The 13,994-nt window shown below is 45.2% G+C and carries 13 protein-coding genes and 1 pseudogene; 5 read left to right on the top strand and 9 right to left on the bottom strand.

All coding sequences use genetic code 11. The features are described from left to right. Position 1 precedes the first annotated feature (1 nt). From BLT07_RS00190 to BLT07_RS00175, 5 genes and pseudogenes are all read right to left on the bottom strand, one after another. Positions 2-712: a glycosyltransferase family 2 protein gene (locus BLT07_RS00190; protein ID WP_091864570.1), complete on the bottom strand. Its 711-nt coding sequence runs from the start codon at positions 710-712 to the stop codon at positions 2-4. Beyond that, a pseudogene (locus BLT07_RS21605) lies at positions 713-1,042 on the bottom strand (toxin-antitoxin system YwqK family antitoxin); the annotation flags it as partial. After that, positions 1,043-1,198: a hypothetical protein gene (locus tag BLT07_RS21255; protein ID WP_245726406.1), complete on the bottom strand. Its 156-nt coding sequence runs from the start codon at positions 1,196-1,198 to the stop codon at positions 1,043-1,045. It lies immediately after the preceding pseudogene. 71 nt (positions 1,199-1,269) lie between these two features. Then, complete coding sequence (locus BLT07_RS00180; RefSeq protein ID WP_091864568.1) at positions 1,270-3,165, bottom strand: 4Fe-4S dicluster domain-containing protein; 1,896 nt, start codon at positions 3,163-3,165, stop codon at positions 1,270-1,272. 11 nt (positions 3,166-3,176) lie between these two features. Then, positions 3,177-4,523 (bottom strand): NAD(P)/FAD-dependent oxidoreductase, encoded by a 1,347-nt coding sequence (locus BLT07_RS00175; protein ID WP_091864566.1) that lies wholly within the window; start codon positions 4,521-4,523, stop codon positions 3,177-3,179. Between the two features lie 151 nt (positions 4,524-4,674). Here BLT07_RS00175 and BLT07_RS00170 point away from each other — a divergent pair, with 151 nt between their 5' ends. The 4 genes from BLT07_RS00170 (at position 4,675) to BLT07_RS00155 (ending at position 8,389) form a co-directional block, all read left to right on the top strand. Then, the gene (locus BLT07_RS00170; RefSeq protein WP_091864564.1) at positions 4,675-5,397 is read left to right on the top strand and encodes a DUF547 domain-containing protein; all 723 of its coding nucleotides are present in this window, start codon (positions 4,675-4,677) and stop codon (positions 5,395-5,397) included. Between the two features lie 235 nt (positions 5,398-5,632). Next, positions 5,633-6,517 carry a dienelactone hydrolase family protein gene (locus tag BLT07_RS00165; protein ID WP_091864563.1) on the top strand — a complete coding sequence of 295 codons (885 nt, stop codon included), beginning with the start codon at positions 5,633-5,635 and terminating at the stop codon, positions 6,515-6,517. Between the two features lie 111 nt (positions 6,518-6,628). Continuing rightward, positions 6,629-7,630: a glycoside hydrolase family 113 gene (locus BLT07_RS00160; protein ID WP_091864560.1), complete on the top strand. Its 1,002-nt coding sequence runs from the start codon at positions 6,629-6,631 to the stop codon at positions 7,628-7,630. A gap of 153 nt (positions 7,631-7,783) precedes the next feature. Further along, on the top strand, positions 7,784-8,389 hold the full coding sequence (locus BLT07_RS00155; protein ID WP_091865526.1) for a GNAT family N-acetyltransferase: 606 nt from the start codon (positions 7,784-7,786) through the stop codon (positions 8,387-8,389). A 269-nt stretch (positions 8,390-8,658) separates the two neighbouring features. On the opposite strand, the gene BLT07_RS00150 is transcribed toward BLT07_RS00155, so the two are convergent. After that, positions 8,659-9,477, bottom strand: a complete 819-nt coding sequence (locus tag BLT07_RS00150) for a DUF6503 family protein (protein ID WP_091864558.1) — start codon at positions 9,475-9,477, stop codon at positions 8,659-8,661. Positions 9,478-9,638: 161 nt separating this feature from the next. Here BLT07_RS00150 and BLT07_RS00145 point away from each other — a divergent pair, with 161 nt between their 5' ends. After that, positions 9,639-10,694, top strand: a complete 1,056-nt coding sequence (locus tag BLT07_RS00145; protein ID WP_091864557.1) for an N-acetylmuramoyl-L-alanine amidase family protein — start codon at positions 9,639-9,641, stop codon at positions 10,692-10,694. Positions 10,695-10,766: 72 nt separating this feature from the next. On the opposite strand, the gene BLT07_RS00140 is transcribed toward BLT07_RS00145, so the two are convergent. From BLT07_RS00140 to BLT07_RS00130, 3 genes are read right to left on the bottom strand one after another with little or no spacing between them, the layout of a single operon-like run. Then, positions 10,767-11,675, bottom strand: coding sequence for a DUF6503 family protein (locus tag BLT07_RS00140; protein ID WP_091864555.1), 909 nt, complete (start codon positions 11,673-11,675; stop codon positions 10,767-10,769). A 39-nt stretch (positions 11,676-11,714) separates the two neighbouring features. Further along, positions 11,715-13,037, bottom strand: coding sequence for an HTTM domain-containing protein (locus tag BLT07_RS00135; RefSeq protein ID WP_091864553.1), 1,323 nt, complete (start codon positions 13,035-13,037; stop codon positions 11,715-11,717). A 1-nt stretch (position 13,038) separates the two neighbouring features. Beyond that, positions 13,039-13,968, bottom strand: a complete 930-nt coding sequence (locus tag BLT07_RS00130; protein ID WP_091864551.1) for a bifunctional riboflavin kinase/FAD synthetase — start codon at positions 13,966-13,968, stop codon at positions 13,039-13,041. Positions 13,969-13,994 lie beyond the last annotated feature (26 nt).

Here is a 13,994-nt window from a genome sequence, read left to right as displayed (position 1 = left end):
TTTATCCGATACTGTATTTGAAAATCCAACCTAATATTTTTACGCCTGCAAAGATACTACCTTTTACGGTACCCGACACTTTCGAGACCCCTATTCTTTTTTTGTAACGCACTGGGACTTCGGTATATGCCAGTTTTTTCCTTATCGCCTTTAACTGCATTTCCACGGTCCAGCCATAGGTTTTATCCTCCATGTCGAGCGTTAACAATTTGTCATATCGTATCGCCCTAAAAGGACCGAGGTCGGTAAACGTTGCCCCGAAAAACAATTTCATCAACGCAGTGGCTAACCAATTACCGAAAATCTGCTGGGGCGTCATGCTGCCTTCCTCCCTTAGTCGTTTCACCCGAGCGCCGATTACAAAATCTTTGCCTTCGTTCAATATAGGGGCCACCACCTTGTCGAGTTCTTCCGGATAATCGGAATAGTCTCCATCGATAAATACGATAATATCGGGTGTTTTGGATTGCTGGGCTACATACTCCATTCCCTTTAAACAGGCATAGCCGTAGCCTTTTCTTTCTTCCGTCAATACAGTGGCTCCCGCGGATAGGGCGTTCTCTGAGGTCCTGTCAGAAGAATTATTGTTAACAACTATTATTTCGGAAACGGAGGCAGGTAGTTCCTTAACTACCTCGGCAATGGAATCGGCTTCATTAAATGCAGGAATAATGACTCTGATATCTGGTTTAGTGGCGAATGCTGCGGTCATTTACCTCAGGTCTGATAGGTTATTTTCTTTTGCAAAACTACTGAAACTGTACCATTCCTTACTCTTTTTACCATTTATGTATTTTTCTGCGGAAGCCAATTTTCCGTTTTTGTATTTCAGGCAGTAGCCGTTTTTCGTGCCATTTTTCAATTGACATTTTTGGTCTATTTTTCCTTGGGCGTCGAAAAATAGCCACCAATAGGTCTTCTTCCCGTTCTTATAATGGCCTTCTTGCAGTAGTTTGCCGGTAACGGTATAGAACTTCCAATAGTCGGCGCGCCGATTGTTTTGATAATGCCCTTCTTCGGATAATTTCCCGGTGGGATGGTACTATTTCCAATAGGCCGTTTTGACCCCGTTGTTCGACCACCCTTCGGACTTTAGTTTACCCGTTGGATAATAGTCCCGTTGGTACACGCCGGTTTCTTCGGATTGATTTCCGAGGAAAAGGAAGAGCGCCACCATTAAAAATAGTTTAGGGAACATTATTAGGATGCTTTTATGGTTGGTCGAATAAAAGGAGGGTTGCTTACCTAAATGTCAACTCCTAACCGATTTTATTTCCTGTTGACCAGGGTCATTAAATCCACATCGTTGCCCAACAAAATCTCGTTGCCGTCAATACGCCCTTCTAGCGGTCCGTTTTCCAGTTTCAAAACGCCTCTTGGACAGACCGCCGAACAGATACCGCAGCCTACACAGCTAGAGCGTACGATATTCTCTCCTTTCTGGGCGTAGGCCCGTACATCAATGCCCATCTCGCAATAGGTCGAGCAATTACCGCAGGAGATGCACTGTCCGCCATTAACGGTGATACGGAATTTAGATAGCATCCGCTGTTGAAACCCCAATATAGCGGCCATGGGGCAGCCGAAACGGCACCAGACCCGGTTACCGAAAATTGGGTAGAAGCCAACACCGATTACCCCGCTGAAAATGGATCCAATCACAAAACCATAGGCCTTGTTCAGTTGGTAGGCGTCGAAGAAAAATAGTTTACCGGGACTGCTGTAGTAGGTGAAAAGCAGAATACTTATGACTACGGCGAAGTAGCCGATGGCCCCATATTTCGCATCTTTGGCCAGTTCTTGGCGCTTAAAGAGCATCACCCACGAAAATATGAGGGTCAGCACGATGATTACCCCCCAGACAAAAAACTCTTTGGAAATCAGTGAGTTGTCATATTGCTTGACGTCAGCGCCCTTTTGCACTATGAAGGAGGTTCCGTCGGTCGCTGTAAGGGCGGCATCTTGGCCCTCTTCTATGCGCTTCAGCACCGGTTGGTTATCCGCTTGCGAAACCACCCCATATTTGATAGTGATACCTTCCGTCTTTTCGATGACCGGTGGTTTCTCGGAAGCATCCTTGAGAAGAAAGATGACACTTTTCGCCCCGGCTTCCTGTGCCGCCAAGATGCGTTCGCCGATTGGTTTCCCTTCCGGTTCGCTAATGACCACCATTTTATCGTCGAGATTGCTCCATTTTGAAATGGATTCCGATTCATTGCCCCTTAAATAGGAAAACACGACCGCAGTGGTCATGACGGTAACGAAGACCACGACGCTGTGTATCACCCAACGCTCCACCTTCCAGGCGGACTGACGTTTGTCGCTCAGATGGCGAAAAGGGTCGCCAGCCGTTTCCGCAAGCCCGCCGCAACCGCAGACCCAGCTACAGTACCAGCGTTTTCCGAATTTGTAGGTGAGTATAGGGGTGATGACGAATATGGATAGTACTCCGAAAATTAGCATGATAAGCCCAATGTTCCCCGCGCCTAAAAATTCGTTGATTTTATAGCCGGCGAACAGGTCGTAGTTTAGGGGCCAGATATTTTTCAGGTCGTAGTAGGGCTGGTTCAAGCGGACCAATATTTCGGGGATGATAAAGGCAAAGCTTAACTGAAAGAACATGACCGATATCGTACGCAGTATCTCGTAGCGGTTATGCCGGTATTTCCAAATAAATTTGATACCGAAAGCCAAAATGGCAAGGGTATACAAGGTGCCGTAAAGAAACCATTGGCTGGCCGGGTTACCGCTGAGCTGTTTGCTTAAGGGGTCGAACAAGGCGATGACTCCCTGATTATCACCTTCTTTGACTAGGCCGAGATATGCAGGAAACCAGTAGAGCACAACGTAGAAAAGCGTCATGGCAATACCCAATACCCAAGCCCATAATCCTTTCGATGATATTGATTTAAAATAAACGCCATCGTTCTTGATGCCCTCATGCTTGTTTAAATAGGCCGCTTTTGCGAACCAGATGGTGCCTACCGCTATGGAAACCAGGGAAACTGTCAACCAGATAGCCTTGTTTGGGAAATCGAGGTTGAACATTGCTAAAAACAGTATGGCCAAACCTGCAAGCCCGATAAAGGTGGCCATCTTTTGTTGGGTGTTCAGTGCCTTTGGTGGTTCGCCGGTGAGGGACATGTTATTGTTCGTAGCGTTCATGTTTTGTTTTCTTAGTAACTAAATATCCGTTTCCAGTTTTTCTTTTTAGGCTTGATGTTCGTATCCATTTCCGAATTGAATTTGCTCACGATTTCGGCTTCATAGGTATCGTAAAATTCGGGATCGAAATTGGCATCCCTCAGATACTCCATAACATAGTATACCTCGCGCTCTTCGGTCAGCCAACGGTCCATTATCTCATGTCGCAAGCGGATGCCGAACGTATTGATGCCCAAAAACTTTTGGTTGTCTTTATGATAGGCAATCGTGATGCATTTGGTATCGTCTTCATGTTTCCAATGGAAATGTTGCTCGTATTCCTTTCTCCGTTGCTCGGAAAACACCCATCCATAGGTCTGGTATTCGATATCGAAAAACTTCGCACTGTTGAACCAGTGGCCGGGGTTGTACTCAAACGCATTACCACATATTGTTTGCGCCAAGGCCTCGCCCATCATTCTGCCCGTATACCAAACCGCTTCCACCGGAGGCCGGTTGCCAATGGGCTCGCGTTGTTGGGCACAATCGCCGATGGCATAAATATCCTTAATATTGGTCTCCAACTTGCGATTGACCAGTACGCCCTTATCGGTTTCAATACCGCTGTCCTTTAAAAAGGTGATATTCGGTTTCACGCCTGTGGTAACGCCAACGACTTTACAGGATATTTCTTCTCCGGTTTCCTTTGCCAATATAGCGCGTACCTGTCCGTTTTCATCGCCCAAAATTTTATCGAGATTGGTATTGTGTCGAAGGTCTACGCCGTGTGATTTGATGTGGCGGGAAATCATTTCGGCTTCCCCGTTGGGCAGTACGTTGGTCCAAAAAGCATCTTCACGAACCAGCATACTGACGGCAATGCCTCGGGTGCGTAACATCTCCGCCATTTCGACGCCGATCAATCCTCCGCCAACGATTACGGCACTGGGGCAGATTTCCTTGTTCGGGGCATTTTTTTCGAGTGCATCGAGATCTTGTTTGGAAACTAGGCCCTGAACGCCATCGAGTTCGAGTCCTTCCCAGCCAAAGGTGTTGGTCACGGATCCCGTGGCGATGATCAGTTTGTCGTAGTTTAGGGCATCCCCTTCTGAAAAATAAAGGGCTTTGGCATCGGTATCGATCCGATCGACGTAGGCTTTTTTTAGTTCCAACCGATTTTTCTCCCAGAACCAATGTTCATAGGGTTCGATATCCGTCCATCGCAGATGGCCCATATAGACGTACATCAGGGCGGTACGGGAAAAGAAATGATCGGTCTCTGCCGATATTAGGGTGATTTTTTTGTCTGAAAGTTTTCGGATGTGCCGCGCCGCAGTAACCCCTGCGATACCGTTACCGATAATGACTATATGTTCCATACTATTTCTGGTGATAGTGACTTCTGTCGCTTTTAAAGGTAAGAACTTAATGTATGGCATCAATTTAGAACGGATTTAAATTTTGACTTCCTTTGTAGGGTATGACATATAGTACGACCTATATAGAATGCTAGGTTTAAAATTTACTGGTATGAAGAAATCATTGCTGTTCTTTGGTATTCTCTTTTTTTGCATAATATCGACGACTTATGCCCAAAAAACTTCGGAGTTCTTTTCAAAGGCAGATGCTTTTTTAAAGAAAAATGTAAAGGATGGATTGGTCGATTATAAGGGTATCCATGACCACCCCGACGCATTGGATGCATTGGTCGAAATGGCCGGAAAGCTATCCGTTTCGAAGGATAAAGTCGATGAATATCAGGCTTTTTGGATCAACGGATACAATCTGATGGTCATTAAGGGCATCGTGGACAATTATCCCATTAACTCACCCATGGATATCGACGGATTTTTCGATAAAGAAAAAAGAAACATCGGCGGTACCCAAATTACCTTGAACGCTATCGAGAACGAATTACTACGCGGCAATTTCCCCGATGAGCCCCGTTTCCATTTTGTGCTGGTCTGCGGAGCGTTGAGCTGTCCGCCGATCATTGACGAGGCCTATATGCCCGCGACTTTAAACCGGCAGTTGGAAAAACAGACCAAAAAGGCCCTGAACGACCCCAAGTTCATCAGGGTTGCGAAAAATAATATAAAGTTCTCCCAGATTTTCGAGTGGTACGCGACCGATTTTACCAAAGACGGTCAACGCATTGTGGATTTTATCAACACATGCCGGGCCGAAAAACTTCCCGATGGTGCAAAAGTGTCCTATTATGAGTATGACTGGACTTTGAACGAGATGAAATAGTACGGTATCCTTCCTATTTAAGCAACTACCATGACAACCCTTCCTAAGAACGCTAACCAAGATAGGGTCTATTGATTGTAACCCTAATATGGTCCTATTTCGATTGCGTTGAATATCCTATAATTTTTGAGAAGTTGATTTTTTTACTGCGGTACCGAAAACTAAAACCCTATCTTAGGATTCGTAAATTTAGGTTGGCAAACGCCTTTATATCACAAATCAAAAGAACAAGAAAATGAAAAAACTCCAAAAAGAAGATATCAAACAGGAAGTGTTCGATCTTTACGACGATTATGCGCATAACAGGGTCAATAGAAGGCTGTTTCTCGATAAGCTATCCACGTATGCAGTTGGAGGCATTACCGTGGGATCCTTGTTAAGTTTTATTTCACCCGATTACGTCAAAAAAATCCAGATCAAACAAGAAGACCCCCGTTTGATCACGGAATACATTACCTACAAATCCCCAAAAGGAGGCGGGGAAATAAAGGCCCTTCTTTCCAAACCCGCAGATGCCAAGGGGAAACTTCCGGGCATCGTGGTAGTTCATGAAAACCGCGGTCTCAATCCGCATATCGAGGATGTAGCGCGTCGGGCTGCCTTGGCCGGGTTCGTCTCTTTGGCTCCGGACGCGCTGACCCCACTTGGCGGCTATCCGGGCAATGATGATGATGGGCGTGAATTGCAAAGTAAGCGGGATCGCGACGAAATGCTTGAAGATTTTATCGCAGGTTACGAATACCTTAAAAAGGTCCCGGATTGTACCGGAAAAATAGGCGTGGTCGGCTTCTGTTTCGGAGGATGGATCTCTAACATGATGGCAGTACGGATTTCCGATTTGGCCGCCGCCGTTCCCTTTTACGGCGGACAGCCCACAGAAGATATCGACAAAATCAACGCCCCACTTTTATTACAGTACGCCGGATTGGATGAACGCGTAAACGTCGGATGGCCCGCCTACGAAGAAGCTTTGAAGAAATACGATATCGAATATACGGCCTATACGTATCCCAACGTAAATCATGGCTTCCATAATGATACCACGCCGCGTTATGACCGGGAAGCCGCCGAACTGGCTTGGCAACGGACTATCGATTTTTTCAAGAAGAACTTGATGTAGATTGCAAAATCGTTTTGGACCACATCCTATCCGCATTGGTGCAGATTATATATTGGAGCGGGAATCCTATAGTTCGCTTAAAACCTCTATTTTAGACGTTAAAAGCATTGTATGCGTAGATGGGTACTGATTATTATTTGTGCTATACAGCTTTCCTGTTATGGTCAGGTGACGGAAAAGGTCAAAGGCGTAAGCTTTGTAGCCTCCCGAGAGAAAATCGCCCAAGAGCATGTTGTTGAGGTAATCGAACTACATGCCAATCATGCGGCGCTCATGCCTTTCGGTTTTATAAAGGATATCAATTCCCCCGAAATCATCTTTAATACGGATCGGCAATGGTTCGGCGAGACCAAGCAAGGCGCCATGCAATACATCGAACTTTTGCATAAGAACGGCATCAAAACAATGGTCAAGCCCCAGATATGGATCTGGAAGGGCGAGTTCACCGGCACCCTGAAAATGGCTTCTGAAGTGGATTGGCAAATATTAGAGAATTCCTACGATAAGTTCATCATAACCTATGCGGAAATGGCGCAGGAGACCGGTTCGGAGCTGTTCTGTATCGGTACCGAACTGGAGCAGTTCGTACTCATGCGTCCTGAATATTGGCAAAGGCTCATCGCAAAAATACGGAAGGTCTATAACGGAAAACTGACCTACGCCGCCAATTGGGATGAATACCCCCGCGTTCCCTTTTGGCAAGATCTGGATTATATTGGCATCGATGCCTATTTCCCGTTATCCGAAGAAAAAACACCCTCCGTGGCACAATTGAAAGCCGGATGGCAAAAGCAAAAAGAAAACATCAAATCACTGAGCGGCACCTGTTCAAAGCCCGTACTCTTTACCGAATTCGGATATCGAAGCACGGACCAGACCGCTTGGAAACCTTGGCTAGTCGACCGCCACGAAGAACCCGTGAACCTGACAGCCCAAGCGAACGCCACACAAGCGATACTCGAAGAATTCTGGCCCGAGGACTGGTTCGCCGGCGGCTATGTCTGGAAATGGTTTATCGAACACAAAAAATCCGGCGGCGCAAAAGACAATCGCTTTACGCCCCAGAATAAGCCGGCAGAAGGGGTTTTACGGAAGTTTTATAAAGCGTATTAACCCTTTTTCCGCTTGAACTATATGCTGATCTACGTGTTGCAACGATTAAGGAAAAAATACTAATGACTATGACTGCAAGATTTATGCTTGTTCGGAAAATCGACGACACTTTTTTCGAAATCAGAGGACCAAAACCAACCCGATACGCTTAAAATGAAAAATTGGCTAAAAACAATAGAATTAGAGGGACAAAAAGTAAAACTGGTTCCGCTGCAAAAATCGCATAAAGCGGGACTCTTAAAAGCCGCCGCTGATGGAAAATTATGGGAACTTTGGTTTACATCGGTACCCTCATCGAGCAATATTGATAAGTACATCGAACACGCATTAAACCAAAAGCAAAACGGCTCGGAATTTCCATTTGTGGTATTGGACAAAAACAAGGGCGATATCATCGGTTCGACCAGATATTTAAACATGCAGTCCGAACATAGACGTTTGGAAATTGGATCTACCTGGTATGCGAAAAAACACCAACGGACCGGGGTCAACACAGAATGCAAATACCTTTTGCTTAAATATGCGTTCGAAAACCTAAACTGCATCGCGGTTCAATTTATGACGGATTGGCATAATTCGCGTTCAAGAACGGCGATTGCTAGACTCGGGGCCAAACAAGATGGCGTTTTAAGAAATCACAGATTGAATGCCGACGGAAGTTGCCGAGATTCCGTTGTTTTTTCGATAACCGAACAGGAATGGGCGGCCGTAAAAAAATCACTGAGGTATGAGATGGAAAAGTACCATGATGAGTTATAATTAGGAACTTGCAAGTAGTATAGCTATACCCTTTTAGGTCGATAACAATTTGAATATAATTGCCTGATTAAGAATCAGGACCTCCAGGAAATTCGAAGCTTCTGGAATTATGGGCCAGTACAATTTGTAGCACTTTTATTCTGAACTTTGAATTTGCCAACAGTAGATCTCAATATACGCATCGTATCTCATTGAAGGCTTGTAATTTTCAACAACAACTTTAAAACGTCGAAACAGAAATTTTCGAAATCTAAGACCCTGCCCTGCTGTCAATCTTCAATAACGGTCACATCTTCAGTCTCGATTTTAGAAAATTTCTTCAGTTTCCCGGCTTCATAAAGTTCGGGCAGTTCGCTTAGGGGAGTGCCGATGGGTGCCTCATAATTGATATAGTCCTGAAAACGTATACCGCCTATTGTTCTTGGATTATAGGCACTTCGAAACCGCACGCCACCCTCATTGGTCTCATAGCTGTAGGCCAAATAATCAATCGTGTTCGTATCCCTATTTATCCAGTACATGAATTTATCATCGTGGTCGTTGCCGCCACCCTCTTTGGCAAAGGTTACCGAGAGCGCCTCATAATCCTGATTTTTGATAGTGGTTTGCCCCTCGTAGGATTTTTTTACCGCAGCGTCGTTCAGTTTGTAGGGCAATGTGGCGAAATAGATTACGGAATTCAGGGCCTCGGTATATTTCACGACATCTTTGGGCGAAAGTTCGTTCTCCGTTCCGTCTACAGTGCGGGTCAAGGTTCCGTTTTCTAGCACATCGCGGATTTCTTTACCCTCTTTTTGGCCCGTTACCGTATAGGTGTAGCCTCCCGGTTTATTGTGAAAGCTGTAATTTTTGTCCCTGAACCGAAATTTGTAATTTGCGGTATCGTAAAGTTCCCCTCCGTGCGCCGCGATAGTTTTGAGGACCAAGCTGTCGGCTTTATCCATTAGCTTTGTTTCGGATTGTGCATCTCCATTTTTTAAAGTTTCTTCTTTTTTATGGGATGAAATGGTATCTTTTTTCTTCTCGGTGTTACAGGAAGACAAACCTACAAGTACAGTCAGGTATAAAATGGAAATGGAACGCTTCATATCGGCTTTGCTTTTGATGCAACGGGATGAAATTGTTGACTACCTCGTTAACTAAATTTACGCAGTGCATGCAAAATTACGGAAGGGTTCTTTAATTTTGTACGGAAACCGTCCCGTTTTGGGCATTGTTTTTGATTTTTGGATTGAAATTTACTTTTCGAATGAATCTTTGTTCCCTTTCTCGAATCCGGAAGCTTGGCACCTTGGTATTATTTTTTGGGATGTCGCTATCTTGCTTTGCCCAAGATGCGCTTCAGACCGTGGTCGCCGAAAAAGGGGATGGCATCCTATCCCTTTTACGGAAACAAGGAGTGGACCCCTATGCGAACTATGATAATTTTATCGCCATGAATGTGGACAATCTCCGTGATAGCGTCCACTTATATGCGGGGCGCACTTATCGTATTCCCCCGGCAGACCTCGATACCGTTACGGTCGTAGACTCCATCCAAAGAAAAACATCCGAATTCAAAAAAATCGAAAGTAGGGAAATTCCTATTTTGGGGAAAAAACATTCTACGGTAATAATAAAAAGTAAACGCTTAGCAGGTACCGTCTATTATTTGGTTTCGGGCCACGGCGGCCCCGATCCAGGTGCCATGGCCAAATATGGCGGCAAGACCATCGCCGAAGACGAATATGCATACGATATCACTTTGCGTTTGGCAAGGGAGCTGATTTCCCACGGGGCCATGGTATATGTCATTATCCGTGATGAAAACGACGGTATCCGCGACGAGCGTATCCTCGAGATCGACCACGACGAGGTGGCCTATTTGAAAAAGGCCATCCCCCTGAACCAGGTAAAACGCTTGAAACAAAGGGTGGATATTGTCAATGGGCTATACGAAAGACATCGGGGCATGTACCAACGCTTGATCGTTACCCATGTCGACAGCCGTAGCGTTGGGCAGAATATCGACGTTTTTTTCTACCATCATGAAAAGAGCAAAAACGGTAAAAAACTAGCGGAGAGCATTCATAATACCTTCCAAAAAAACTATAAGAAATACCAGCCCAACCGTGTGTATTCCGGTACGTTTGCAGATCGAACCTCGTTGTACATGGTCAAAAAGACGCATCCGGCCATGACGTTTATCGAAGTGGGAAACATCCGTAATAAAAAGGATCAAAACCGTATTCTGGTGCCCGAAAACCGAGAGGCCCTCGCCAAGTGGATTTCAGAGGGCGTCTTGTTGGATTATGAGGGAAAGTAATCCGTGATATTCATTTTTAGCCTAGGTTAGGCATACATTTCGTGCAACGCGAGTTTTGTTGTGGCGATATTCCTATAACCCCTTCAAAACCTGAGCGTCTTTTGGAATATCAAAATAGGTAGACTCCAATTCCGGTAGAAACTGGATTTCAGAGAGTTGTATGTCCGTAATATGTTCTCCCGGAGCATTTTCTTCGTTCAGCCAATAGGTCTTATAATTTTCGGGAAACGTGATACCCTCTACGGTCTGTTCGCCCAAGAGTTCCATGAACTTTTCGGGTAGGTGCTTTCCTTTTTCAAAATAACCGGGGTAAGAAACGATGTAGCGAATGACCTCAAGTTTTCTAGACCGAGTATTGAAATACAGTACATAATAATCATCGGGGGCGTCGCCGGTACCGGAATCGTAAGTGATTTTTACTGCATTATATAAGTTGTCTTTAAACGTCACTTGGTCCAAAAGCTCCAATTGGGTACCTTTTCCTTCGAGTACGAAGGGCTGCCCTGTAAAGAAATAGGGCGTTAGCGACCAGAAACGGGTGTTGTAGTTGAAAACACTGCTATCTTTGGCCTTTACCCATGCTGCCTCACCGTCCCAGCCGAACTGTTGGGTCGAATCGACCGTGGAAAAGTGCCTTGCCCGGTTCCGCCAGGTATCCACAACTTGTTTGGTGTTTCGGGGTTCGCCGCCATCTAATGGCTCGTAGTCAAAATGAAATGATATAGGACCATTAGCGAACCATTTTGACAGTCCACCAGAGGCTTCCATGGCCTCCCAAACGATTTTACCGGCATCGCTGGTCTCTAATTTCTCCTTGGCTTTGGCTACCCGGTTTTCAATCCATGATGCGGGCACTTGCACCGTAGTGCTATCGATTTCGGCGCTTGTCGTAACGACTTCGGCGTTTTGTTTTTTTTCATGCTTACATCCGACCATTGCCAACAATAGCACACAGGTAAGGGTAAAGAGTTTTCGGGTCATTTGTTTTAAATTTCTTGCAAAGATAGGATTATCGGTAAACTATTTTTCCCCGGAGCTCGGCAATATCCATTCGTTATGCCAAAAATAATCCCATTTCGCGTTCGCCAAATCGACTTCGGGGTCGATAAAGGCGCGCCAGGGCCTGCCATTAATGCTTACCTTTGAATTGGCGGCATGCACGGAGATCGGGATGCCCTTTTCCGCATACTCTTTTTTTAGATACTGGGCGAACTGCCAAATAAAATCCGGATAGGCGGCGATGCGCCGCTTTTGTTTTTTAGAAAGATGGTCGTTGAAATCGATGATTTCCGACTTGCCGCTTTCTTTTTCTGTCACTTTAAACTGTATAGTGCCGCTTCGGCTTCGCAGCATCATCCGCCAACTGAGCCGGTGGCCTTCTTCCGTCCACAGTACATCGTCTTTGATGACGTGGTGGCGTAGAGGAAGCGCCAGTTGCAACAGAAAATAAAGACCGCCAAGGCTATAGAGTGCCGGTTTGTAGGATGGGGCTTCAACCTTGTTCAACACATAGGGTGTCTTTCCTTTGAAAAATATTTTGCGAATGGTCTCCGGCTCAAAAAAGAAAACCGTGAACGCCAAGGAGAGGTAGGGGAAAATTCCGATCTGAAAGGCAAAGGAGTTGAACAGATGGAAAAAGATGGATATGAAAAAAGCGATCCTGCGGGTCTTTTTCCAAAGCAGGGCCGGTATGATGAGCAAATCGAAAAGAATTCCGACGGTGCCGATGATTTTGTGTATCCAAGGTTGTTGTAAGAGGTCACCCACAACATGATAATGCGCCTTGCCGAGCATCAAAATGTGGATGATGCCGAAATCGAGCCAGTCCCCATATACTTTGGCGATTGCGGCATACACGTAAACGATCAGAAGCTGAAAAATTATCGCCCATTTTACCCAGGCGTACATGGCATCCGCTTTAAGTGCCGGATTTTGCCGCACATCTAAAGAATGGCTTCTATGGGCGGGAAAGAAACACATTAATCCTGAAACGAGTACCAACAGATAATAGTGGTTATTGTAGGATGTTTTCTGCATTAGGTAAACGCCTGACCACATCAGGGTAAAAGAAATGATAGTGAAGCGATACTTGTAACCCAGTGCGATCAAGATGCCCAAGGTGCCCATGATAAAATAATAGAAATACATCCCATAGCCGGGCAAGGGTTGCAGCCATTCAAAACCAATAAAACTAAAGGTAAACTTCGGCTCGATCAAGGTTCTTTTGATCCATCCAGTCAGAATCGCGCCATAGCACTCCAAGGCCACCAGCATACCGAAAAAAATCCGAAAAATGATGAGTGGTGAATTATCGATTTTCGAGAAAAGAAAACGATTAGGCATCTTACTTTGAAATTAAGGAAAGCGATGTTTCCCTATCCTTGCGAAGTTGACTTTTAAGGGCCTCTACGGATTCGAATTTATGCTCGTCGCGGATGCGGTGCAAAATGTCTACCTGTATCTCCTGTCCATATAAATCTTGATTGAAATCAAAATAATGAATTTCGATACTAACCTGCTTTTTTCCGGAAACGGTGGGGTTGAAGCCAATATTCATCATACCATGCACCGTTTTGCCGAACAGTTCGCTTTGCACAGCATATACCCCATTTTTGGGCACTAATTTATAACTTTCCGGAATGTTCAGATTGGCTGTTGGAAAATCGATTTGTCGGCCTAGGCCCTTCCCTTTTTTAACGCTTCCGGTGAGCATATAATGGTAGCCCAGATAAGCGTTCGCAGTAGGAATATCCCCTTCATTCAAGGCTTTCCGGATTTTGGTCGAACTGACGGATACCTCATCGATTTCCTGCGCCGAAATTTCCTCCACCTCAAAATCCAAAGCACTTCCGAAAGTCTTTAGGTCCGTAATATTCGCGTTGCGATTTCTACCGAAACGATGGTCATAACCGATGATAATTTTCTTGGTTTTTAGCTTGTTGACTAGAATGTCGCGAACGAATTCGGTCGCGGAAAGCCGTGAAAACTCTTTGGTAAAGGGATGGATGATGAGCTGATCGAGTCCCATGGCCTTTAAGATTTTGGTCTTTTCACCTATCGTGCTCAGCAATTTAATATCCACATCTTTTTGTAGCACCATTCTGGGGTGCGGAAAAAAGGTAAGAACGGTGGATTTAAGCGCTCCGGTAGCCGAGGTTTTCATCAGGCGTTCCAGTATTTTACGGTGTCCGACATGCACCCCGTCAAATGTGCCGATGGTAATGGCCGTGGGATGACTTTGATCGTAATTGGAGATGCTTTGGACTGTTACCACGTAGTAAAAGTAATAAAAGGCTTATA

The organism is Pricia antarctica (assembly GCF_900101815.1).
In the GTDB taxonomy this organism is placed as follows: domain Bacteria; phylum Bacteroidota; class Bacteroidia; order Flavobacteriales; family Flavobacteriaceae; genus Pricia; species Pricia antarctica.
This window is presented reverse-complemented; position numbering and strand designations above follow the sequence as displayed.